The sequence below is a fragment of the Pedobacter sp. 05T44 genome, assembly GCF_056395985.1.
In genome coordinates, this window is the sequence record NZ_JBFTKO010000001.1 from 153146 (window position 1) to 173002 (window position 19857).

Consider the following 19857-nt stretch of genomic DNA (forward strand, 5'->3'; position numbering starts at 1 on the left):
ATGGACAGAGCAGAATTAATAGCGAGGCTTACGCCTATTATTGCTACCTATGCACAAGATAAAGATGCAGTAGCCTCAATAAATGAAACCACTGATTTCATTAAAGACCTGAAGATCAATTCTGCAAACCTGGTTGATGTAATTTTAGATGTTGAAGAGGAGTTTGATATCGAGATTGACAACCTATCGATGGAACGAATGCTAAATGTAAGTGCTGCAATGGAAATCATTGAGGATAAACTGAAAACAAAATGATAGGCAACGATATAGTAGATCTTGTACAGGCCGCGATAGATAGTAACTGGAAACGGAAGGGTTATCTGGATAAGATCTTTAACTCTGAGGAGCAATTTATGATCACCTCCGGCATTCATCCTTCTATGATCATATGGTTGCTATGGAGTATGAAAGAATCGGCCTATAAAATATATTCAAGGGAGGCTAAACTCCGTGAGTTTGCCCCGCTTAAACTTCAATGCAGCAACCTGATCATTCACAACGATACAGCCACCGGAAATGTTTCTTATGAGAATGAGCTATACTATACTGAAAGCTATTTTGATGAGCATTACATTCACACTATAGCCTCAACAAAACTGGAAGAACTGGGAAAGGTTGAAATTAAGATAACCGACCATGCACTGTTTGATTACAAAAAAACTAAACCGGCATCGGTAAGTCACCATGGTGCATACCTTGCCTTAGTTTATTTATAAATTCTCTTCTATCAGCAGGTTAATTATTCCATCTACCAATCCAACTTTAGGTACGTAGATCTGTTTAATGCCTGTCCACTTCATTAAAGTAATGTAGATTTCACAGGCTGGAATAATTACGTCGGCCCTATCCGGATTAAGACCAAACACGCTAATCCTTTCCTTTAAAGAATGTCCGTTCAGTTGGTTGTACAATCCTTTTAATTTCAGGAATGATAGTGGCATCCCGTCCTTTTCGTCCGACATTCTGAACAACTTATTGATGTTTCCACCAGTTCCAATACCTGCCACATTTTTAAGGTTTTTTGTATTCTCTTTGACCCACAGCCGCATATCTTCCCAGGTCTCGTCCTTGTCCTGGTTGTCGAGGATTCGGATAGTACCTATATCGAAAGATTTAGACGCTACCGGCTCTTTGTTTACAAAAACCGAAAGTTCAGTACTACCTCCACCTACGTCTATATACAGATAGCTCTTTTTAGCATCCAGGTTTTCTTCGATATGGTTAGCGTAAATGATGTTTGCTTCTCGCTGGCCTTCAATAATTTCCAGATCAAGATCGGCAACTTCTTTAATCCTTTTTATCACCTCAGCTCCGTTCTCCGCTTCGCGCATTGCAGATGTAGCACAAGCAAGATATTCTGAAACGTGATAAACATCCATCAGATTTTTAAAAGCACTCATTGTTTTAACAAGGTCTTCTACTTTACGATCTGATAACCTGTGATCTAGAAACGCATCATCTCCCAGCCTTAATGGTACCCTTACCAGGGTATTCTTTTTATAACTATAGCCTTTTTCTGTTTTTGAGATATCAGCTATCAGTAACCTTACAGCGTTTGACCCTATATCTATTGCAGCGTATCTTAACATTGCTCTATTGGTGTTTATTTTTTAAGTAATTATAGGTTTGCACCTGCGCCCTAACTTTTGTTGTGAGTCTGTTTTTATGGTATTTGTTGTTGTTTAAGCGAGTAATATCCCGGGCCTTTACATTATCTTGTAGTTGAAACTCAATGATATCTCTTATTTCCTGTCGCACTTCTTCATCTAAAACCGGGAAGCCCACTTCTACCCTATGTTCAAAGTTCCTGCTCATCAGATCTGCAGACGAAAGAAACATTTCCTCTTTATTATTATTGCCAAATATGAATACCCTGGCATGCTCCAGAAACTTATCGATGATGCTTATAACAGTGATGTTTTCACTAAAGCCTTCTATGCCCGGAACAAGCGTGCAAATGCCGCGAACAATAAGTTTAACAATTACCCCTGCATTACTCGCCTCGTAAAGTTTCTCTACGATCCCTTCGTCCGCAAGGCTATTTACCTTTAAGATTAGGTAGGCTGTTTTGCCTTGCTTTGCAAACTTAATCTCTCTATCTATCAAACCATATATCTTGGTTCTGGATTCGAGTGGCGATACGATCAGGTGCTTAAATCCTTTTATGACCATCCTCTTGTTCAAGGCATTAAAAAGCTTAAGCAAATCCTGTGTAATTTCTTTTTTAGCGGTAAAAATACTGTGATCGCAATAGAGCTTAGCTGTTTTCTCGTTAAAATTACCGGTAGCAAGATTGGCGTAGTAAACGGCTCGCCCCTTCTCCATTCTTTTAACCAGACAGATTTTTGAGTGCACTTTATAATCCGTTAAKCCGTAATTAACATGTACACCTTCCTCTTCTAATTTGCTTGTCCAGAATATGTTTGCCTGCTCATCAAACCTGGCTTTTAATTCAACCAGGCAATGAACCTTTTTACCATTTTTAGCTGCATTTATCAGGGCATTTACAACTCTGGAGTTTTCTGCCAATCGGTACAGTGTAATATTGATTTCTGTTACCTTAGGATCAATTGCGGCCTCACGTAAAAACAGAATGATATAATCGTAGGACTGATAAGGTAAATTGATCAGATAATCACGTTCGCTTAGTTTATTAAAGATGCTTTCGGTACGGTGTAGACCCGCTACTTTCAAAGGTGCATTTTTTGCATATTCCAGGTCTTTAGAACCTACGTTTGGAAAGGCAATAAAATCTCCGAATTTATGATATCTGTTTCCGGGAATTAAACTTTCGGCCTCTATCTTAAGTTTAGAAATCAAAACCGTAAGCATCTCAAACGGCATCTCAGTATCGTAAAGAAGGCGCATTGGTTTACCCTTTTTACGTTTATCCAGACTGGTTTTCAGGTCTTCAACAAATTTATCATTGATGTTTTTATCTATATCCAGCTCCGCATCTCTGGTGAGCTGAATAGAATATGCATCTATAACATCATAATTAAAAACATAGAAGATATCATCTAAACAGTACTTAATTATATCCTCGGCCAGGATGATAAATTTAAGTCCATTTGTTTCAGGCAGAACAAGGAACCTTGGCAAATCCGGAGGCAGCTCTATTAGTGCATACTTCTCGCTTTTCTTTGATGTTTTTTTTGAAAGCCGAACAAAGAAATATAAATATCKATCTTTAAGTTCCGGAAAGGGCTTATCCAGATCAATCATAATAGGAACAAGAGTTGAAAGTATTCTGTCTCTGAAATGGTTGCGAACAAATTCTCCACGTGCAACGTTAAGTTGCGTTTCGTTTAAAATAAAGATCCTGTTCTGTGCTAATTCATTTATTAGTGTTGCCTGAAAAAGCTGCTCAAACTTACGCTCCTGCTTTACAACAATGTTCTTTATCTCGTTTAAAATCTTTTTAGGGTTAAAGCCCAATAATGCTTTGGCCTTATCATTTAGGTTAGATAACCGGCTTAATGTGGMTACCCTTACCCGATAAAATTCCTCAAGGTTCGACGAGAAGATAGATAAAAACTTGATCCGTTCTATGAGCGGTACGGTTTCATCGGCAGCTTCTTGCAAAACCCGTTCGTTAAAATACAACCAACTGATCTCTCTGTTTAGAAACGGCGCCTTTTTTTTCATTAAATATTATTGGTCCTCAAAACTGCAAATTCTATTGTTAAGTAATTGTTAATTATTACTCAATTAATAGGTTTAAACTTAACTCTTAATCTAACCGGCCTTATTTAGTCTTTTGGGGCGGTGTTTTTGGTGCAGCAGGCTTTGTGGCTTTTTTAACAGGAGTCTTACTTGCAGCAGGTTTTGCGGGTGCCGCCTTAGTTACGGGTTTAGCTGCAGTTTTAGCTACTGCTTTAGCAACAGGTTTTGGTACAGTTTTTTCCGCTACTTTAGCAACAGTACCTTCTACTGATTTAGAGATTGCTTTAGCTGCTTTTTCTTCTGTTGCAATTGCAGCTACTTTAACACTTTGGKCCACTGGCCTTGCTTTTGCAACCGCTTTTTTGACTACTTTTTTTGCAGTTTTAGCTCCTTTAACTGTACTTTTCTTTACTTCTTCAACCTTTTTGCCTATAGGTTCTTTTGATGAAGTTGCTTCGTCAATTTTATTTTCTACAACTGTTTTTACATCCTTAAATTTCTTCGATAATTTTTTGGCAACAAACTTACTGGCAATCTCAATATCCTTACCTATTCTTTCTGCATCATGTCCCAGATGTTTTACCGCTTCCAGAAATTTCTCTCTTAAACTTTTTTCTAATTCTTTTTTAACCGCCTTTTTTGAGTCTTTTTTTTGCACCTTTGAGTTATTGGTTTTCATATGTTATAAGTTTTAGTTTAACAGCTTATGAATGGTTCATAATAATTTCGTTTTTTTGTACAGAGAAATCAATATTTACTTAAATCTAATATATTTTTTACTATAAAGCTATAATCATGCCCACTTTCGATATTGTAAGCAAAGTAGATGCTCAAACATTTGATAATGCGATGAACAACGCAAAAAAGGAAATCCTTAACCGTTATGATTTCAGCACTTCAAAAAGCACCATTGACCACGATAAAAAAACCAATGTAATTACCATAGTTACGGAGGATGATATGCGCTTAAAAGCAATTGAAGATGCTATTATTTCCAGGATGGTAAAGCAGAATCTTGATGCTAAGAGTCTGGATTTTGGTAAAGAACAATATGCATCAGGCAACATGATCCGTAAAGAAATTACGGTTAAGGAAGGCATAGACAAAGAGACTGCAAAGAAGATAGTCGCAAAAATAAAAGCAAGCGGACTAAAGGTACAGCCATCTATGATGGATGATCAGGTTCGTGTACAAAGCAAAAGCATTGATGACCTGCAAGCTGTGATTTCACTTTGCAGAAAAGAGGATTTCGGACAACCTTTGCAATTCATAAACATGAGGAACTAATGGAAATTGAAGATCATGGTTTTATCTTTTCAGATGATAAGAATAAAATAGATCCTATTGCTATTCATCATTATCTGAGCACCCAATCTTACTGGGCAGAGAATATTCCGTTAGACATTGTTGAAAGATCCATAGAAAACTCATTGTGCTTTGGAATTTACAAAGACACTAAACAAATTGGCTTTGCCAGATGGATCACAGACAAGGCTACTTTTGCATACCTTGCTGATGTTTATGTTGAAGAAATATATAGAGGACAAGGCTTATCAAAAAAGCTGATGTCGCTAATGCTTTTCCATAAAGACCTTCAGGGATTAAGAAGATATATGCTGGCAACCCAGGATGCCCATGGCTTATATGCTCAATTCGGTTTTAAACCCATTGAACATCCCGACAGGCTAATGGGAATAGCAATTAAAAACCCTTATAAAGACTTGTAATATTTTGTAAAAACAATTTTTAAACTGTTTTTACATCATCGTCGCTATAATCCTGAATATCTGTAATATATCCATTTAGGATCAGAAAATCGAACAAAGGTTTGGCATCGGGAGTTACCGGCATATTTGCCGAAGTAACTACTTCATTTGTTTTCTTATCAAGGAATGGATAGGCAAAAAGTTTTACATTTTTGCTAAACATATCGCTCACATAACTTAGCAACAGGCTGCTGTAATCTTCGCCAAAGTTATTTGAGTTAAATACAAATTTCAGGTTATTGATATTGGTAGATATACCTACACTTTTTGGCCTGCATCGATCCAGGTATTTAGCTAGTTTATTGTGTCTGGAAAAGTTTGATACGATTACCTTATTTCCGGTTTTACACATCTCTTCTGCTCTTTTTGCAACGGCCCTCAAATCTACTTCATGCAAGTCATCGCCGGTCGACAATAAGTTAGACATCAATACCTCTATAAGAACACTCAGGTTGTCTTCCTTTACATTTTCTGTCTTTACAAACTGATCAACAGCTTTGTTGAGCATGCTAAAATTTGGATGAGATTTTTGCGCATACTTTGTACGCAGAATCATGATATCTTTTTTATACAGCAAATCTTTAGGCAAACAAGGCTGACCCTGAGCGTCAAAAATAGCTGCATCGGAGAAGTCCTTAACGATCAGATATAGATTTAACAAGATGTTATCCGCACCTTTAAATACTGGCCCGTTCACAGAAATAAGATCTATTTCGACTGATCCAACAGTTAAATTATCTGCCAATGACTCTATCATTGCCCTGCGGTCCTGATTGTAATAAAATGCTGCGTAAACAAGGTTAACACCAATTATACCCAAAACGTTTTGCTGTAAAGCGGCATCAGTATCAAGCAAACGAACATGAAAAAATATTTCGTTGGGCTCCCCTCCTGGCTCTGATTGAAAGCGAAGTCCTATCCAACCATGCGGGTCATTAGATTTGTTGTAGTTAAGTGTAGTTACTGTATCTGCAAAAGCGAAAAAAGTTCTGTCATCATACTTTTCGCCGCTCAATCTTTCAGTTAATAAACCAAATTCATGGTTTAACATTTTCAATAGTCTGGATTTGCTCACATATCTGCCAGACTCTTCAACACCATAAATTGCATCACTAAATGTCATGTCGTATGCCGACATTGTTTTTGCAACCGTACCCGACGCGGCACCTGCGGTGAAGAAATTACGGGCCACTTCCTGTCCAGCACCTATCTCTGCAAATGTTCCGTAAATTTTAGGGTTTAAGTTAATCTTTAAAGCTTTACGCTTAGTATCAAGGATTTCTCTTTCCATTTTGCAAAAATAACACAATCAGATGGATTTAGACGATAAAATCCCTATATTGATGCCAATTATTTTCATACAGAAAATTTGTTCCGTAAAATCGATGCTGAACGTTAAAAACCTCGACATACAATTCCTAAACAAAGAGGATAAATCCTGGCTTAAAGCAGTTAACAATGTGAGTTTCTCCATTGACAAGGGTAAAGTACTTGGTATTGTTGGAGAGTCCGGATCAGGAAAATCTGTAACTTCCTTCTCTATTATGAGACTCCATGATCCGCAAAGCACAATGATTGGAGGTGAAGTGGAATTTGACAACATTGATCTGCTAAATTTAACACCCGAAGAAATCAGAGACTACAGAGGCAATAAAATTGCCATGATTTTTCAGGAGCCCATGACTTCTTTAAATCCGGTTTTTACTTGCGGAGCCCAGGTCGAAGAAGCGATTATACTACATCAAAAGCTTGATAAGTATACGGCAAAAAACAAAACCATAGCTCTTTTTAAGGAAGTTCAGCTTCCGCGTCCGGAACATATATTTGACAGTTATCCCCATCAACTTTCCGGAGGACAAAAGCAAAGAGTTATGATTGCCATGGCGCTTAGCTGTAATCCGGAACTTTTAATAGCAGACGAACCTACAACCGCTCTTGATGTAACGGTTCAAAAAACGATCCTGGAGTTATTACTAAAGCTTAAACAGGAACGTGATATGGCMATGATATTCATATCTCATGACCTGGCCGTAATTAGCGAAATCGCAGATGAAGTGGCCGTTATGTATAAGGGTGAAATTGTTGAACAGGGATCGGCAGATCAGATTTTTCATCACCCACAACATCCGTATACTAAAGGTTTGCTTGCCTGCAGACCTGCACCGAATAGGTTACTAAAAAAGTTACCCGTTGTGGCCGACTTTTTAAATGAAGACTCGGATCAGGCGATTGCACATCTAATGGCACAAAATAGTTATACTGATTCTGAAATCGAACAGAGAAGGGCTCAGCTATATGGTCAAAAACCGCTATTGGAGGTTAAAGACCTGTGTACCTGGTATCCCATAAGGAATGGTTTGTTTGGCAAAACCACTGATTATGTAAAGGCAGTTGACCATATTAACTTCGATGTTTTTCCTGGTGAAACGCTTGGACTTGTAGGTGAATCGGGCTGTGGAAAAACTACCTTAGGCCGTAGTATCTTAAGGCTGGTTGAGCCTACCTCAGGACAGATCATTTTTGATGGCAACAACATCACCTCTCTTAACAGAAGAGACCTGCGTGGATTGAGAAAAGATGTACAAATAATTTTTCAGGATCCATACTCTTCTTTAAATCCAAGACTTACCATAGGCAATGCTTTAATGGAACCTTTACAGGTACATGAGGTATTAGATAATGACACCAAAAGAAAGGCTCATATATTAAATCTACTTGAACGTGTTGATCTGAAAGCCGAACATTTCAACAGATATCCACATGAGTTTTCGGGCGGTCAGCGCCAACGTATTGTAATTGCCAGAGCACTTGCCTTACAACCGCGATTTATTATTTGCGATGAATCGGTATCTGCACTGGATGTTTCTGTACAGGCCCAGGTATTGAATCTGTTGCGCCAGTTGCAGCAGGAATTTGGACTTACCTATATTTTTATCTCTCACGATCTTGCAGTTGTAAAACACATTTCTGATCGGATGATTGTGATGAATAAAGGAAAAATTGAGGAACAAGGATATCCTGATGATATCTATAACAATCCACAAGCTGAATACACACGCAAATTAATAACAGCAATTCCGGGTGCTAAATCCTTAATTTGATTGTTTAATTAGAGGGTTGTAGGCGTTGTTTGTTTATCGGTTTTCAGAACGGCCGATAATCTGATCAACGTAGTATTTATTGCTCTCCTGATCTCCCTTTCTTTAACCTTATCGTATCTTTTCAATAAGATCATTGCTTTAAAGATAACAACGTCTTTATTGATGGCTATGGTTTTAACGGTGAGGCCTCCGGGCATCACATTGTCKGCATAATTTTCAATAACCTTATTTAATTGATTTTCTATAAATTCAGGAGTATAACCATTTGCCAGTGACATTTCGAACTCGATACTTAGCTTTTTGGTATTTTGTTTGGACTGATTTACAATAACAGAGCTAAAAGCCAGCGAATTGGGGATAATTACCATATCACTATCTTCGTTTTGCAAAATCATATTGATGAGTGTAATATCCAATATTTTACCCTCATGATCCCCTACCTTAATATGATCTCCTAATGAAAGCCTGTCGGAAAACATGATAATTAAACCATTGATCATATTGGCAACATAGTCTTTGAATGTAACTGCCAATGCTGCTGCAACAATAGAAATACTAAATACCAGATCCTGTAATTTCACATCCCAGAATGAGGTTAATGCCAGCATAAAAAACACTGTGTTCAATATCGACTCAATCCGGTTAATACCCAGAATGAAATTATCCTTAATGTTGCTCTTAAACTTATGTTTTTTGATGTACCAATAAATAACCACCCATCTGATGATAGAGATTGCCAGACTTGGTCCCAGAAAGATCATAAAGCCACTCGTTATTCTTGCCAAACGTGGGTACTCAACATAGATTTGCGGCTTGTTGATATAAAAATAAACCAACAGCGAATAAATCAATGCCTTTATCAGGATCATCAGCAATTCCTTGCCGGTTTTTCTTTCTCTGTCTTCTATCATTTTATACTTTAAATAACAATAAGTTTAAAATTACTCTGCCTAAGCAAAGGTACAAAATACAACAATCTATCGCTTCAAATTGTTACCTTCGGGTGATTCATATTTTTATTATGGCAAAAAAGAAAACATCGCACTTAGAACTTGTTTTAATACAATTGATTAGTGATGTATTGGAAAAAAACAGCAATGAGGCACTGAACTACAAACAGGTTTCAGCTAAATTAAATATAACAGATCCTGAAGCAAGAGAAACAATTCTTGAGGTACTTAAAGAACAATCGAGAAAGGGTGTTTTTTTAGAACCAGAAAAGGGGAAATTCCGCTTAAAGGATTTGAAAACTTTCGTTATCGGTAAAGTAGACATGACCGCTGATGGCTCTGCATTTGTAGTTCCGGAAGATGAGTTTGAAAAAGACATTTTTGTATCAGCACGCAAACTTCATAATGCACTAAATGGTGATACCGTAAAAGTCTACATCTACGCTAAAAAAAGTGGCCGTAAAAATGAAGGCGAAGTAGTTGAGATCATTACCCGTGCAAAAACTGATTTCATTGGAGTGATAAAGATCTCTGATCGTTTTGCTTTTGTAAATATTGACGATCGTAAAATGCTCCATGATATATTTGTTCCTTTAAGCGACCTAAACGGAGCTAAAAATGGACAAAAAGTACAGGTTAGCATTACTGATTGGCCAGAAGGCGTTAAGAATCCAATTGGAAGAATAACAACTATACTTGGCGAGCAGGGCGAGAATAACACTGAAATGAACGCCATCCTGGCTCAGTTTGGATTTCCTTTGGTATTTCCGCCTGAGGTTGAAAATGAAGCAAATGCGATACCTGAAGAAATTACTGCTGCCGACTTAAAAGGACGCAAGGACTTTAGAGAAACAGTTACATTTACCATTGACCCGGCCGATGCCAAGGATTTTGATGACGCCATATCTTTTAAAACATTACCAAATGGAAATTATGAGATAGGTGTACACATTGCTGATGTGTCTCATTATGTTATCCCTAATAGTCATCTCGATAAAGAAGCTTATTCAAGAGCTACCTCAGTTTACCTGGTAGATCGGGTGATTCCTATGCTTCCAGAACGTTTAAGTAATGGTGTATGCTCCCTACGTCCAAACGAAGACAAGCTGTGCTTTGCAGCAGTGTTTGAACTTGATGATAAAGCAAATATCATTACAGAATGGTTCGGCCGTACGGTTATCCATTCGAACAGACGCTTTAGTTATGAAGAGGCTCAGGAAGTTATTGAAAATAAAGAAGGTGATTACGCTGATGAAATTCTGAAACTTAATGAGCTGGCTTATATCTTGCGCGACAGGAAGTTTAAAAATGGTGCCATCAGTTTTGAAAGTACTGAGGTTAAATTTAAACTTGATGAAACAGGCAAACCAATTGGCGTGTATGTTAAAGAACGTAAAGATGCCCATAAGCTTATAGAAGACTTTATGTTACTTGCCAATAAAAAAGTAGCTGAGTTCATTGCTAAAAAAGGAAAAGGAAAGCAGAAATATACTTTTGTGTATCGTTCTCACGACTCCCCTAATCTCGAAAACCTGGGTAATTTTGCACTTTTTGCAGCCCGTTTTGGTTATAAGATAAATATGAAATCGGATAAGGAGATTGCAAAATCACTGAACTACCTGATGGAAGATGTTGAGGGGAAAAAGGAACAGAATGTATTAACACAACTTGCCATCCGCTCTATGGCAAAAGCTGTTTACACCACAAAAAAGACTAGTCATTACGGATTGGCTTTTGACCACTATACCCATTTCACCTCTCCTATCAGACGATATCCCGATGTTATGGTGCACAGACTTCTGGCTGCTTACTTAAACAACGAAAAGTCTGCAAATGAAGAAGAATATGAAATAGCATCTTCTCATTCCTCAACAATGGAAAAACGTGCTGCTGATGCAGAGCGTGCTTCTATTAAATATAAGCAGGCTGAATATCTGGAAGAAAACATAGGAAATACTTTCCTTGGCATCATCTCCGGAGTTACAGAATGGGGAATGTATGTTGAGATCATTGAAAACAAATGTGAAGGCATGATAAGGCTTCGTGATATATCTGATGATTTCTATGTACTCGATGAAAAAAACTACTGCATAGTGGGCCAGCGTAAAAAGAAAAAATACCAATTGGGCGACGAGGTAAAGGTAAAAGTAAAGAAAGTAGATCTGGCTAAACGTCAAATAGATTTTATTTTAGTACAGGATTAGACAACAACAATCAAAAGAATGCATTCTCCTTCAGAATTATTAAAGCACGTAGAACAAGCAATAAGCGAAATCCAATACCCAACATATCCTGGCAACTTATATGAGCCCATAAGCTATATTATGAGCTTAGGCGGCAAAAGAGTAAGACCTACTATGCTATTAATGGCAGTAGATTTATTTAGTGGCGATATTTTTAAGGCTTTGCCCGCGGCAATGGCAATTGAAACATTCCACAACTTTACGCTTATTCATGATGACATTATGGACAATGCCCCACTTAGAAGAGGAAAGCAAACTGTACATGAAAAGTGGGGTACAAATACTGCTATACTAAGTGGCGACGTGATGATGGTTGAAGCAAACAAACACATTACAAATGTTGATGTAAGTATTTTAAAACCCGCTCTTGATACGTTTAATACCACTGCACAAGGGGTTTGTGAAGGTCAGCAACTCGATATGGAATTTGAAAACCGTAGCGACGTAAGCATTCCCGAATACATAGATATGATACGCCTTAAAACAGCTGTTTTATTAGGTGGCGCAATGAAACTGGGTGCAATTGTTGCAAAGGCAAAACCAGAAGAAGCGGAACTTATTTACGTGTTTGGAGAAAATCTGGGCATTGCTTTCCAACTGCAAGACGATATTCTGGATGTGTTTGGCGACCCGGAGAAATTTGGAAAACAAATAGCCGGTGACATCATAGCAAACAAAAAAACTTTTCTTTTGCTAAAATTACAGGAATTAGTGAGCAAAGAAGATCATACTAAACTTACCGATCAATTTACCAACAAGAACACAGAAGATAAAATCAAACACATTACCGACCTATACCATAGTTATAAGATCAGGGAGTTGGCCACACAGGAAATGAAAAGCTATCTTGACAAGGCATTTACAGCCTTAAACAAGATTACAATAGCTGAATCCAGGAAATCTGAAATTATTAAATTAGCTGAGGAGCTGATGAGCAGAGAACATTAGTGATCAAATATTGATTTTACTTTTTCGTCGGTAAGTGGCTTAGCAATAAAATCTTTCACAAAGGAAAATGATTTTGCAATTGTTCTATCCATTGGATCAACTGATGAGGAGACAATAACAACATCAATAGAAATCTTGCTTTCGTCCAGCATCTTCAGAAATCTAAGACCATCAATATTAGGCATATGTAAATCCAAGAGAATAAGATCGGGCTTATTCTGCTTGATGTAATCCAGTGCATTTCCAGGATTATTGAACAAAACAACCTGCTTTTCTCTATGTTGATTTCTTATCAAAGCCTGATGCACTTTAATGGTCATCAGGTCATCATCAACAAGTACCACATGTTTTTTCTCTGGTTCTAAGCCCTCATTTTCTGGCTGATTATCAGTTCCGGGCTTGCTAAGGGAAATGCAGAGTTCCTTAATTACACTATCCAGTTTTTTGGCCTGGTAATTAACATCGCTTAGTAGCTGATTTATCTTTGAAACATCATAACCTCCCAATCGACTATAGCTTGTAACGTTAAATAAGCTCGATACATTAGCCGTTAGTGAGCGTAGTTGATGAGAAGTAAGATGAGAATAATCATTAAGTTTCCTTAAATGATCCAGGCGCTCGTGATTCTTTATAATGGTGCAAACAACCTGTTCAATCTTATCTTTCATTAAAGGAGTAAACACGATCTGAAAAGATGAGTCTATCCCTTCATTAGCAGAAGGGATTCTTACCTCTATGCTGAAACATTTATTGTTAAAACATTTTTCAAGTAGTTTTAGGAATTTATATTTATAAATTTGCGTAATTATTTCCTCAACATTGTCCCCAATTTTAGGCGAGCCAGTAATAAATTCCCGTAAATTATTATCAGGAACAATTTTGAAAAATAATAATTCATTTTTTCTATCAATTAGAAAAAATGAACAAGATGAATGCTCCCACACACTACTAACCAGCATTGTTAATCTTATCTAAACTATTATATTGCCCACAATTCATTTTTTACACGGATTTTTTAATTTTTTTATAAGTTTTGGCTTAATACTCATAAGGTCTATGGTGCAATTCTACACTAATAATTATCCTAATTTATTTATGGTTTAGAATTTGCAACCAGGTAATGGGTTTCTAATTTGACCGTATACAAATCAACACAATATAAATCAATTATGCAAGAAATACTGTCAAAAGTAAGTATCGGAGAAAGGATCAAAAACTTGCGATTAGACCACAATTTATCCCAAGCGGCTATAGCTAACACATTGAATATATCCAGAAGTAATTATTCACAAATAGAGTTAGGAAATCAGTTTCCTTCTTTTGACACACTACACTTAATCGCCAGATATTATAGCAAAAGTTATGAATGGATTTTGCATGGGGAGCCGCAAAATTCCGAAGACAATGAATCGGTTAATAAGATCCAATCTTTAATCAATAATCTTGAGAAATCCCTTGCAGGCTTTAAAAAGGCAATAGAGAACTTTGAACAGGAGCTAATTGAAATCAAAACTGAAAAATTCAAAGGCAACCACCCGAATGGGCATTAGAATTTGGCATTACTTTATAAAAAAAGGGTTTCAACATATGCTGAAACCCTTTTTTTATAAAGTAAATATCTTACTATTCTGCAGATTCTGCTTTAGTTTCTACTTCAGCTTTAACCGCTTTTTTAGCAGGTGCTTTTTTTGCAGGTGCTTTTTCAGCAACAACTTCCTTTGCAGGAGCAGCAGCTTTCTTAGCAGGTGCTTTTTTAACAACAGGTGCTTTTTCTACAACTTCTTTAGCTACAGTAGGTAATACAGAAACATATGATTTGTTATCTTGTTTCTTTTTGAAGATTACAGTACCATCAACCAAAGCGAATAAAGTATGGTCTTTACCAATACCTACTCCTTTATCTGGATGATGTTTTGTACCACGCTGACGTACTAAAATGTTTCCAGCGATAGCTTCCTGACCACCAAATATTTTGATACCTAAACGTTTGCTATGCGACTCGCGTCCGTTTCTCGAACTACCGGCTCCTTTTTTATGTGCCATCTTGTTTTATATTTTATTAATTACCTGATTAACCTGGTAATCTTTGTTTAACAACTAATTATAAACTGATACCAGAAATCTGGATTTTGGTGAAATACTGACGGTGACCGTTTTTCTTTTTGTAACCTTTTCTACGTTTCTTTTTGAAAACGATTACCTTATCACCTTTTAAATGAGACACGATTTTAGCTGAAACTGAAGCACCTTTCAATGTAGGAGCTCCTACAGAGATTTTACCACCATCTTCAACCAACAATACATTGTCAAATTCAATACTAGCGCCTTCATCTCCTTGTAAACGGTGTACAAAAAGGTGCTGGTCTTTTGCAACTTTGAATTGCTGTCCTGCTATATTTACTATTGCGTACATTGTTAAATATTTATTATTTTAAATTGTTTATTTTTATCGAGGTGCAAATATAGAATTAATTTTTCTAAATCCACAACAGAATTACTTTTTATTCCCGTAACGTTCTTCAGCGTCATTTATACTTTGTCCAATAAGCTTTTGCATTTGAGCTGCAACATCTCTCAGCTTAGGTATTTCGTTATAATCAGTCAAATAAATCACTTTCTTTGACTTTGTTTTGTAATTGAACTGGATCTCATAACGCAGTATCTTAGGCGAATTTAAGTCAGACCCGTTATTTGCAATCACACCTGGAAAATTCCACAAACCCAATTCATTTGCTTTGCTGTGCAAATAGATCATGTCATTTTTTCTAAGCTTCACATGGGTCTTAACCAGCGAGTCTTTATCATCAAGGTATTGATAATCGCCTGTAGCAGAATTATAACTATTGGCAAGGGTTTTCCCTACTCCCCATTTGTATTCAAATGAAACAAAGTCTGCCGACCTGAAAGGGGCATTCTTTATCATTGGGGTATAATATACAATGCAATAAATCAAGAACGGCACCACAATACTTAGTGCTAAAAAAATCTTTTTTCCTTTGTTAGTCATAAATTAAGCTTCTATTGGCGCTTCATAGTCAGGATTATATTCACCCTCCCATTTTGCAATTACTACTGTTGCTAAACAGTTTCCTATTACGTTTAATGATGTTCTACCCATATCCATCAACTCATCTATCCCTAAAATTGCGGCTATAATAAATGTTGGAAGACCAAACTGATCTGCAGTAGCTATCAAAATAATTAGAGATGCTCTTGGTATTGCAGCCACTCCTTTACTGGTAATCATAAGCGTGAAAACAATCAATAACTGATCGCCAAATGACAAATGCATTCCTGCAGCCTGGGCCACAAAGATAGCAGCTAATGAAAGGTATAATGTTGTTCCATCTAAGTTAAAACTGTAACCAGTTGGAATTACAAATGATACAATTTTACGCGGAACTCCAAATTTTTCCATTGCACTCATTGCTTTAGGCAACGCTGCATCAGAACTGGTTGTAGCAAAAGCAATAGATACCGGTTCTTTTATTGCATTGATAAACTTCCGTATAGGTAATTTAATATATAAAGCTATAGGCAGTAATACAATAAGAATGAAAGCCAGCAATGCCGCATACAAGGTTGCCACCAGCATAAATAAATGCTTTAAGATATCTACTCCCATATGTCCAACTGTGTAAGCCATAGCCGCCCCTACTCCAATTGGGGCAAAATACATGATCACATTTGTGAACTTAAACATGGTTTCAGATAAGCTTTCACAAAAATCAACCATAGGCTTTCGCTTCTTTTCGTCTACCATAGCTAAACCGATACCGAAGATCACAGAAAAGATCACGATCTGTAAGATCTGAGCGTCATAGATAGATTTCGCTATATTCTCAGGGAAAACGTTTCTAAAAAAGGCAAGTGTTTTATACAACCAATGTATGCTGTGTGGTAAACTCTGCAGAATGCTTTCATCGGTCAAATCCTTCACGGGTTTCGGCAATTCGTTATGAGGCATATTTTCAATATTAACCCCTACTCCAGCCTGCGAAATATTAATTGCTGCCAATCCAATAAATAATGCCATTGTGGTGGCGCAATAGAAGTACAGCATAGATTTCCAGGCCATTCGGCCCACTTGTTTCAAGTCAGAATGACCAGCAATACCATAAACCAGGGTTGCAAATAATATTGGACCAACTATAGTTTTTACGAGTTTAATAAAACCTTTGCTTAGTGGTTGTAATGCTATAGCTACATGCGGATAATCTATCCCAATAAAAACTCCTAAAATCATACAGACCAATATCCAGGTAGTTAGATTCTTTTTAATAACGGCATAAACAAACAGCTCCGCTGCAAGAATCCAACGCACTGCCATCATTATGTTATCTGGAACGGCAACAATGTCAAAATCTTTCAAAACTCCGAGCAAAGTAGCAATTGTAATAAATATCAACGTAATTAGCCCGATGCGGTTTTGTTTCATAAATTAGTTTTTAGTGGCAACAAAAGTAATTAATTGTGGTAAGCCCGCAAACATTTATTATTTTTGATACCGCAACCTGTTGTAACAATTAAAGATTACAACGATCAAACTACCATCAGCCGTTAATTAATGGAACAAAAGGATCAGTTATTTAAGCAAATTTTCGACACAAACTCCAAGAAAATCTTCCATTTATGTTATGGTTATACTGGCGACGAAGACTCGGCAAATGATCTTCTTCAGGAAACATTTTTAAAAGTTTGGCAGAATTTAGATAAGTTCCGTAATAAATCTTTGATTTCGACATGGATCTACCGTATCGCAGTCAATACTTGCTTAACCTATTTAAGATCAGAAAAAAGACAGGCAAAAGATGAGCTTACAGACAATATTATCGAAAACAGGCCAGAGGAATTGTCGGAAAAAAACGAACAGGTTGCACTACTTTACAAGTCAATATCAAAATTAGAAGAAAACGATCGCCTCATAATTACAATGGTACTCGACGAACTACCTTACAATGAAATAGCCGATATATCTGGCATCAGTGAAGGGAATCTAAGAGTAAAAATTCATCGCATTAAACAAAAACTTACAGAACTATACAATCAACATGCAAGAATTTGATCATATACAATCGCTTTGGCAATCACATTCAGTGGAGGTAAAAATCTCTTCTGAGGAAATGCTTTCGCAGGCAAAAAAAGAAGTATCAGGCATCAAAACAAGGTCACTATTGAACATTGCCGGAATGTTGATTTCTTTTGCATCTCTTGTTGCTCTTTTAATATTTTATCCATTCACATCCTGGACAACACCTGCCGGTTTAGGCATCATTATTATAGCAATAGCTGTATCTACCTTTATTCTATATAAGGATTACAAAATAATATCGAGGAATGATTTCACCCAACATCCCAATGAATTTTTATCGCAATTAAAGATCTATCAGTTAAATAAATTCTCTATATACAACAAGCTATATTGGTTTTATGCTGCAGCAATATGCCTTGGTTTTGTCCTTTATTTCTACGAAATGCTCGACAACCTGGAATTATGGTTTCAGATCGGAATAACCTCCTTCTCTGTTTTCTGGATGGCATTATGTGCAACCTTTTTGCGCAAAGCTTATTTAAAAAGAGAGAAAGAGCGCTTGGATCTTTTAATAGAGAAGTTTGAACGTATTAGCAGCCAGTTCAAAGAGCAGCCATAAAAAAAGTCATCCTACCTATCGGATGACTTCTATTATTAACTAACCCAAATTTAAATTTATCCAAACTTATTGCCGGGCTTCCTGGTTCAAATATAGGTTTAGGACTTAATGGTGAATAAGCGAAACTCACCAATTCTTTTTTAGCCATTAAATCTGTGGATCTGACTTATTTTCCAAATCCCGTTTTGGTCTTTTACAACAGTTACATAGTTCTCTTGCGTAAACAATGGATATTTAAAATCTACCCTTACCATCACTACGCAATCACTAGTTGATAAAATCTCGAAATTGGAGGTACAGTTTAATGTAATGTCGCCTCTTCTTTTATAAAAGTCTACCAGGTCCCTTTTGTTTTGTTCTACAATTTTGCCCTGCCTGGTTATTTTTAGCACAGCCTCGTTATCCATCACCTGATTAAGTAATGCCGCGTTACAATGAACATTCGCGTCAATGTAAGCTTCTATTACAGAGCTTGATTTTAAATTCACACTTGCCACTGGTTTATCAGTATCAGCAGATGCAAAAGTGAAGGAGATACTCAGTATCGCCATACACAATAGAATTTTTCTTTTCATAACCATTTTTTAAAAAAAATTAAACTAAACACATATCGTACTCTAAAAGCATCGTATACGGTACAGATTACCTGTACTGGCCGGGAGTAACGTTAAATGAACTTCTAAATAACCTGATAAAGGAACTTGGGCATTCAAAGCCCACCATATCTACAATCTCACTAACCGGATAATCCGTATTTCTTAAGTAGTATTTGGCTTGCTGAAGTCTGAATGTTGTTAAAAACTGGTGTGGCGACTGCTGATAAGCTTGTTTAAAAGTTCTAAGTAAATGGTTTATCGACAAACAAGCCATCTGTGCGATATCATCCAGTCGGATGTTCTTATTGTAATTGCTAATGATATAATCCTTAGCCATAGACAGGCGTCTTAATATTTCAGATTTGGTAACATGACTAAGGAACTTTAATGATGCAGTTCGGTTTACCACTTCAGTGTTGTATATGCTGTAATAATTTAACAAACAATCATGCAAACAATCATTCAAAAGTAATTGGTTGGTTGTGTTGCGATTGATAAGCCCTGCAAGATTTAGCAGGTTATCTTTTAATGCGCCCTGCAAAGGATAAATAGACTCTACAAAAACCGGGTTCTCATATTTATAATCAAATGGGTTATCCAGTAAAACAGCGCCACTTTTTCTGGAATATTCGAAATCCTGAACGAAACGCGGATCAAAGAAAACAGATAGTGCATTTACCGGTATTGCTGAATCAATTCTGCTGGAATAATTTGTATAATTATTTAAAAATATAAAGTTTTCCGGATGCAATCGCAACTCCCTTTTGTTTACTTTATAGTCCGCAGCGCCATTAAATACCATATTAATGGAATACTTTCCTGTTAAACCAGTAAAGCTGCTGGTACAAGAATTTTGACTTATAATTTCATTATCACCAACAAGTATTCTACTATTACTACTACTACTACTACTCATCACAATTAAATTAGCGTGTT

Annotated in this window: 22 protein-coding genes; 10 read left to right on the plus strand and 12 right to left on the minus strand. The window is 36.7% G+C overall.

Going from position 1 to position 19857, the window contains the following annotated elements; translation table 11 throughout:
• On the plus strand, positions 1 to 255 hold the full coding sequence (locus AC1DDK_RS00595) for an acyl carrier protein (protein ID WP_172663746.1): 255 nt from the start codon (positions 1 to 3) through the stop codon (positions 253 to 255).
• On the plus strand, positions 252 to 716 hold the full coding sequence (locus AC1DDK_RS00600; protein ID WP_288880498.1) for a 4'-phosphopantetheinyl transferase family protein: 465 nt from the start codon (positions 252 to 254) through the stop codon (positions 714 to 716). The genes AC1DDK_RS00595 and AC1DDK_RS00600 overlap by 4 nt, the downstream gene beginning before the upstream one ends.
• Here AC1DDK_RS00600 and AC1DDK_RS00605 read toward each other — a convergent pair.
• The 3 genes from AC1DDK_RS00605 to AC1DDK_RS00615 form a co-directional block, all read right to left on the minus strand.
• Positions 711 to 1589, minus strand: a complete 879-nt coding sequence (locus AC1DDK_RS00605) for a Ppx/GppA phosphatase family protein (RefSeq protein ID WP_048904584.1) — start codon at positions 1587 to 1589, stop codon at positions 711 to 713. The two genes, AC1DDK_RS00600 and AC1DDK_RS00605, sit on opposite strands and share 6 nt — an antisense overlap.
• A 4-nt stretch (positions 1590 to 1593) precedes the next feature.
• Positions 1594 to 3648 carry a polyphosphate kinase 1 gene (ppk1, locus tag AC1DDK_RS00610; RefSeq protein WP_477633748.1) on the minus strand — a complete coding sequence of 685 codons (2055 nt, stop codon included), beginning with the start codon at positions 3646 to 3648 and terminating at the stop codon, positions 1594 to 1596.
• A 100-nt stretch (positions 3649 to 3748) separates the two neighbouring features.
• Complete coding sequence (locus tag AC1DDK_RS00615) at positions 3749 to 4345, minus strand: hypothetical protein (RefSeq protein WP_477633749.1); 597 nt, start codon at positions 4343 to 4345, stop codon at positions 3749 to 3751.
• Positions 4346 to 4461: 116 nt separating this feature from the next.
• Between AC1DDK_RS00615 and AC1DDK_RS00620 the strand changes: the two genes are divergently transcribed.
• Together AC1DDK_RS00620 and AC1DDK_RS00625 are read left to right on the plus strand one after the other, a co-directional pair.
• The gene (locus AC1DDK_RS00620; RefSeq protein WP_172663750.1) at positions 4462 to 4953 is read left to right on the plus strand and encodes a YajQ family cyclic di-GMP-binding protein; all 492 of its coding nucleotides are present in this window, start codon (positions 4462 to 4464) and stop codon (positions 4951 to 4953) included.
• Positions 4953 to 5393, plus strand: coding sequence for a GNAT family N-acetyltransferase (locus AC1DDK_RS00625; RefSeq protein WP_172663751.1), 441 nt, complete (start codon positions 4953 to 4955; stop codon positions 5391 to 5393). Before AC1DDK_RS00620 ends, AC1DDK_RS00625 begins: the two co-directional genes overlap by 1 nt.
• Positions 5394 to 5412: 19 nt before the next feature.
• Here the strand turns inward: AC1DDK_RS00625 and AC1DDK_RS00630 are convergent, their stop codons facing one another.
• A complete protein-coding gene (locus AC1DDK_RS00630; RefSeq protein WP_172663752.1) occupies positions 5413 to 6723 on the minus strand; it encodes a nicotinamide mononucleotide adenylyltransferase in 1311 nt (436 codons plus the stop codon).
• 94 nt (positions 6724 to 6817) lie between these two features.
• Here AC1DDK_RS00630 and AC1DDK_RS00635 point away from each other — a divergent pair, with 94 nt between their 5' ends.
• Positions 6818 to 8533, plus strand: a complete 1716-nt coding sequence (locus tag AC1DDK_RS00635) for a dipeptide ABC transporter ATP-binding protein (RefSeq protein WP_172663753.1) — start codon at positions 6818 to 6820, stop codon at positions 8531 to 8533.
• Positions 8534 to 8541: 8 nt separating this feature from the next.
• Here the strand turns inward: AC1DDK_RS00635 and AC1DDK_RS00640 are convergent, their stop codons facing one another.
• The gene (locus tag AC1DDK_RS00640) at positions 8542 to 9444 is read right to left on the minus strand and encodes a mechanosensitive ion channel family protein (RefSeq protein WP_337715116.1); all 903 of its coding nucleotides are present in this window, start codon (positions 9442 to 9444) and stop codon (positions 8542 to 8544) included.
• A gap of 110 nt (positions 9445 to 9554) precedes the next feature.
• Here AC1DDK_RS00640 and rnr point away from each other — a divergent pair, with 110 nt between their 5' ends.
• Complete coding sequence (rnr, locus tag AC1DDK_RS00645) at positions 9555 to 11687, plus strand: ribonuclease R (RefSeq protein WP_172663755.1); 2133 nt, start codon at positions 9555 to 9557, stop codon at positions 11685 to 11687.
• An 18-nt stretch (positions 11688 to 11705) separates the two neighbouring features.
• Complete coding sequence (locus AC1DDK_RS00650) at positions 11706 to 12674, plus strand: polyprenyl synthetase family protein (RefSeq protein ID WP_337715118.1); 969 nt, start codon at positions 11706 to 11708, stop codon at positions 12672 to 12674.
• Here the strand turns inward: AC1DDK_RS00650 and AC1DDK_RS00655 are convergent.
• Positions 12671 to 13633 carry a response regulator gene (locus AC1DDK_RS00655; protein ID WP_337715119.1) on the minus strand — a complete coding sequence of 321 codons (963 nt, stop codon included), beginning with the start codon at positions 13631 to 13633 and terminating at the stop codon, positions 12671 to 12673. The genes AC1DDK_RS00650 and AC1DDK_RS00655 overlap by 4 nt on opposite strands.
• 210 nt (positions 13634 to 13843) lie before the next feature.
• On the opposite strand from AC1DDK_RS00655, the gene AC1DDK_RS00660 reads away from it, so the two are divergent.
• Positions 13844 to 14224 (plus strand): helix-turn-helix domain-containing protein, encoded by a 381-nt coding sequence (locus AC1DDK_RS00660; RefSeq protein WP_172663758.1) that lies wholly within the window; start codon positions 13844 to 13846, stop codon positions 14222 to 14224.
• 73 nt (positions 14225 to 14297) lie between these two features.
• Here AC1DDK_RS00660 and rpmA read toward each other — a convergent pair whose 3' ends face one another.
• From rpmA to AC1DDK_RS00680, 4 genes are all read right to left on the minus strand, one after another.
• The gene (gene rpmA / locus AC1DDK_RS00665; RefSeq protein ID WP_172663759.1) at positions 14298 to 14717 is read right to left on the minus strand and encodes a 50S ribosomal protein L27; all 420 of its coding nucleotides are present in this window, start codon (positions 14715 to 14717) and stop codon (positions 14298 to 14300) included.
• A 58-nt stretch (positions 14718 to 14775) separates the two neighbouring features.
• Positions 14776 to 15087, minus strand: coding sequence for a 50S ribosomal protein L21 (rplU, locus tag AC1DDK_RS00670; RefSeq protein WP_048904572.1), 312 nt, complete (start codon positions 15085 to 15087; stop codon positions 14776 to 14778).
• Positions 15088 to 15168: 81 nt separating this feature from the next.
• Positions 15169 to 15681 carry a hypothetical protein gene (locus AC1DDK_RS00675; RefSeq protein WP_172663760.1) on the minus strand — a complete coding sequence of 171 codons (513 nt, stop codon included), beginning with the start codon at positions 15679 to 15681 and terminating at the stop codon, positions 15169 to 15171.
• Between the two features lie 3 nt (positions 15682 to 15684).
• A complete protein-coding gene (locus AC1DDK_RS00680) occupies positions 15685 to 17112 on the minus strand; it encodes a dicarboxylate/amino acid:cation symporter (protein ID WP_172663761.1) in 1428 nt (475 codons plus the stop codon).
• Positions 17113 to 17241: 129 nt separating this feature from the next.
• On the opposite strand from AC1DDK_RS00680, the gene AC1DDK_RS00685 reads away from it, so the two are divergent.
• Both AC1DDK_RS00685 and AC1DDK_RS00690 read left to right on the plus strand, forming a co-directional pair.
• The gene (locus AC1DDK_RS00685) at positions 17242 to 17739 is read left to right on the plus strand and encodes an RNA polymerase sigma factor (RefSeq protein WP_048904569.1); all 498 of its coding nucleotides are present in this window, start codon (positions 17242 to 17244) and stop codon (positions 17737 to 17739) included.
• Entirely contained in the window at positions 17726 to 18325 is a 600-nt protein-coding gene (locus tag AC1DDK_RS00690) for a hypothetical protein (protein WP_172663762.1), read from the plus strand. Before AC1DDK_RS00685 ends, AC1DDK_RS00690 begins: the two co-directional genes overlap by 14 nt.
• Before the next feature lie 140 nt (positions 18326 to 18465).
• On the opposite strand, the gene AC1DDK_RS00695 is transcribed toward AC1DDK_RS00690, so the two are convergent.
• Both AC1DDK_RS00695 and AC1DDK_RS00700 read right to left on the minus strand, forming a co-directional pair.
• The gene (locus AC1DDK_RS00695; RefSeq protein WP_172663763.1) at positions 18466 to 18900 is read right to left on the minus strand and encodes a nuclear transport factor 2 family protein; all 435 of its coding nucleotides are present in this window, start codon (positions 18898 to 18900) and stop codon (positions 18466 to 18468) included.
• A gap of 67 nt (positions 18901 to 18967) precedes the next feature.
• Positions 18968 to 19837 carry a helix-turn-helix transcriptional regulator gene (locus tag AC1DDK_RS00700; protein ID WP_337715121.1) on the minus strand — a complete coding sequence of 290 codons (870 nt, stop codon included), beginning with the start codon at positions 19835 to 19837 and terminating at the stop codon, positions 18968 to 18970.
• Positions 19838 to 19857: the final 20 nt, after the last annotated feature.

Coding starts and splice junctions, on each gene's coding strand:
- AC1DDK_RS00595 (WP_172663746.1), top strand. CDS start 1: ATGGACAGAGCAGAATTAATAGCGAGGCTTACGCCTATTATTGCTACC.
- AC1DDK_RS00600 (WP_288880498.1), top strand. CDS start 252: ATGATAGGCAACGATATAGTAGATCTTGTACAGGCCGCGATAGATAGT.
- AC1DDK_RS00605 (WP_048904584.1), bottom strand. CDS start 1,589: ATGTTAAGATACGCTGCAATAGATATAGGGTCAAACGCTGTAAGGTTA.
- AC1DDK_RS00620 (WP_172663750.1), top strand. CDS start 4,462: ATGCCCACTTTCGATATTGTAAGCAAAGTAGATGCTCAAACATTTGAT.
- AC1DDK_RS00625 (WP_172663751.1), top strand. CDS start 4,953: ATGGAAATTGAAGATCATGGTTTTATCTTTTCAGATGATAAGAATAAA.
- AC1DDK_RS00630 (WP_172663752.1), bottom strand. CDS start 6,723: ATGGAAAGAGAAATCCTTGATACTAAGCGTAAAGCTTTAAAGATTAAC.
- rnr (WP_172663755.1), top strand. CDS start 9,555: ATGGCAAAAAAGAAAACATCGCACTTAGAACTTGTTTTAATACAATTG.
- AC1DDK_RS00650 (WP_337715118.1), top strand. CDS start 11,706: ATGCATTCTCCTTCAGAATTATTAAAGCACGTAGAACAAGCAATAAGC.
- AC1DDK_RS00655 (WP_337715119.1), bottom strand. CDS start 13,633: ATGCTGGTTAGTAGTGTGTGGGAGCATTCATCTTGTTCATTTTTTCTA.
- AC1DDK_RS00660 (WP_172663758.1), top strand. CDS start 13,844: ATGCAAGAAATACTGTCAAAAGTAAGTATCGGAGAAAGGATCAAAAAC.
- rpmA (WP_172663759.1), bottom strand. CDS start 14,717: ATGGCACATAAAAAAGGAGCCGGTAGTTCGAGAAACGGACGCGAGTCG.
- rplU (WP_048904572.1), bottom strand. CDS start 15,087: ATGTACGCAATAGTAAATATAGCAGGACAGCAATTCAAAGTTGCAAAA.
- AC1DDK_RS00675 (WP_172663760.1), bottom strand. CDS start 15,681: ATGACTAACAAAGGAAAAAAGATTTTTTTAGCACTAAGTATTGTGGTG.
- AC1DDK_RS00680 (WP_172663761.1), bottom strand. CDS start 17,112: ATGAAACAAAACCGCATCGGGCTAATTACGTTGATATTTATTACAATT.
- AC1DDK_RS00685 (WP_048904569.1), top strand. CDS start 17,242: ATGGAACAAAAGGATCAGTTATTTAAGCAAATTTTCGACACAAACTCC.
- AC1DDK_RS00690 (WP_172663762.1), top strand. CDS start 17,726: ATGCAAGAATTTGATCATATACAATCGCTTTGGCAATCACATTCAGTG.
- AC1DDK_RS00695 (WP_172663763.1), bottom strand. CDS start 18,900: ATGAAAAGAAAAATTCTATTGTGTATGGCGATACTGAGTATCTCCTTC.
- AC1DDK_RS00700 (WP_337715121.1), bottom strand. CDS start 19,837: ATGAGTAGTAGTAGTAGTAGTAATAGTAGAATACTTGTTGGTGATAAT.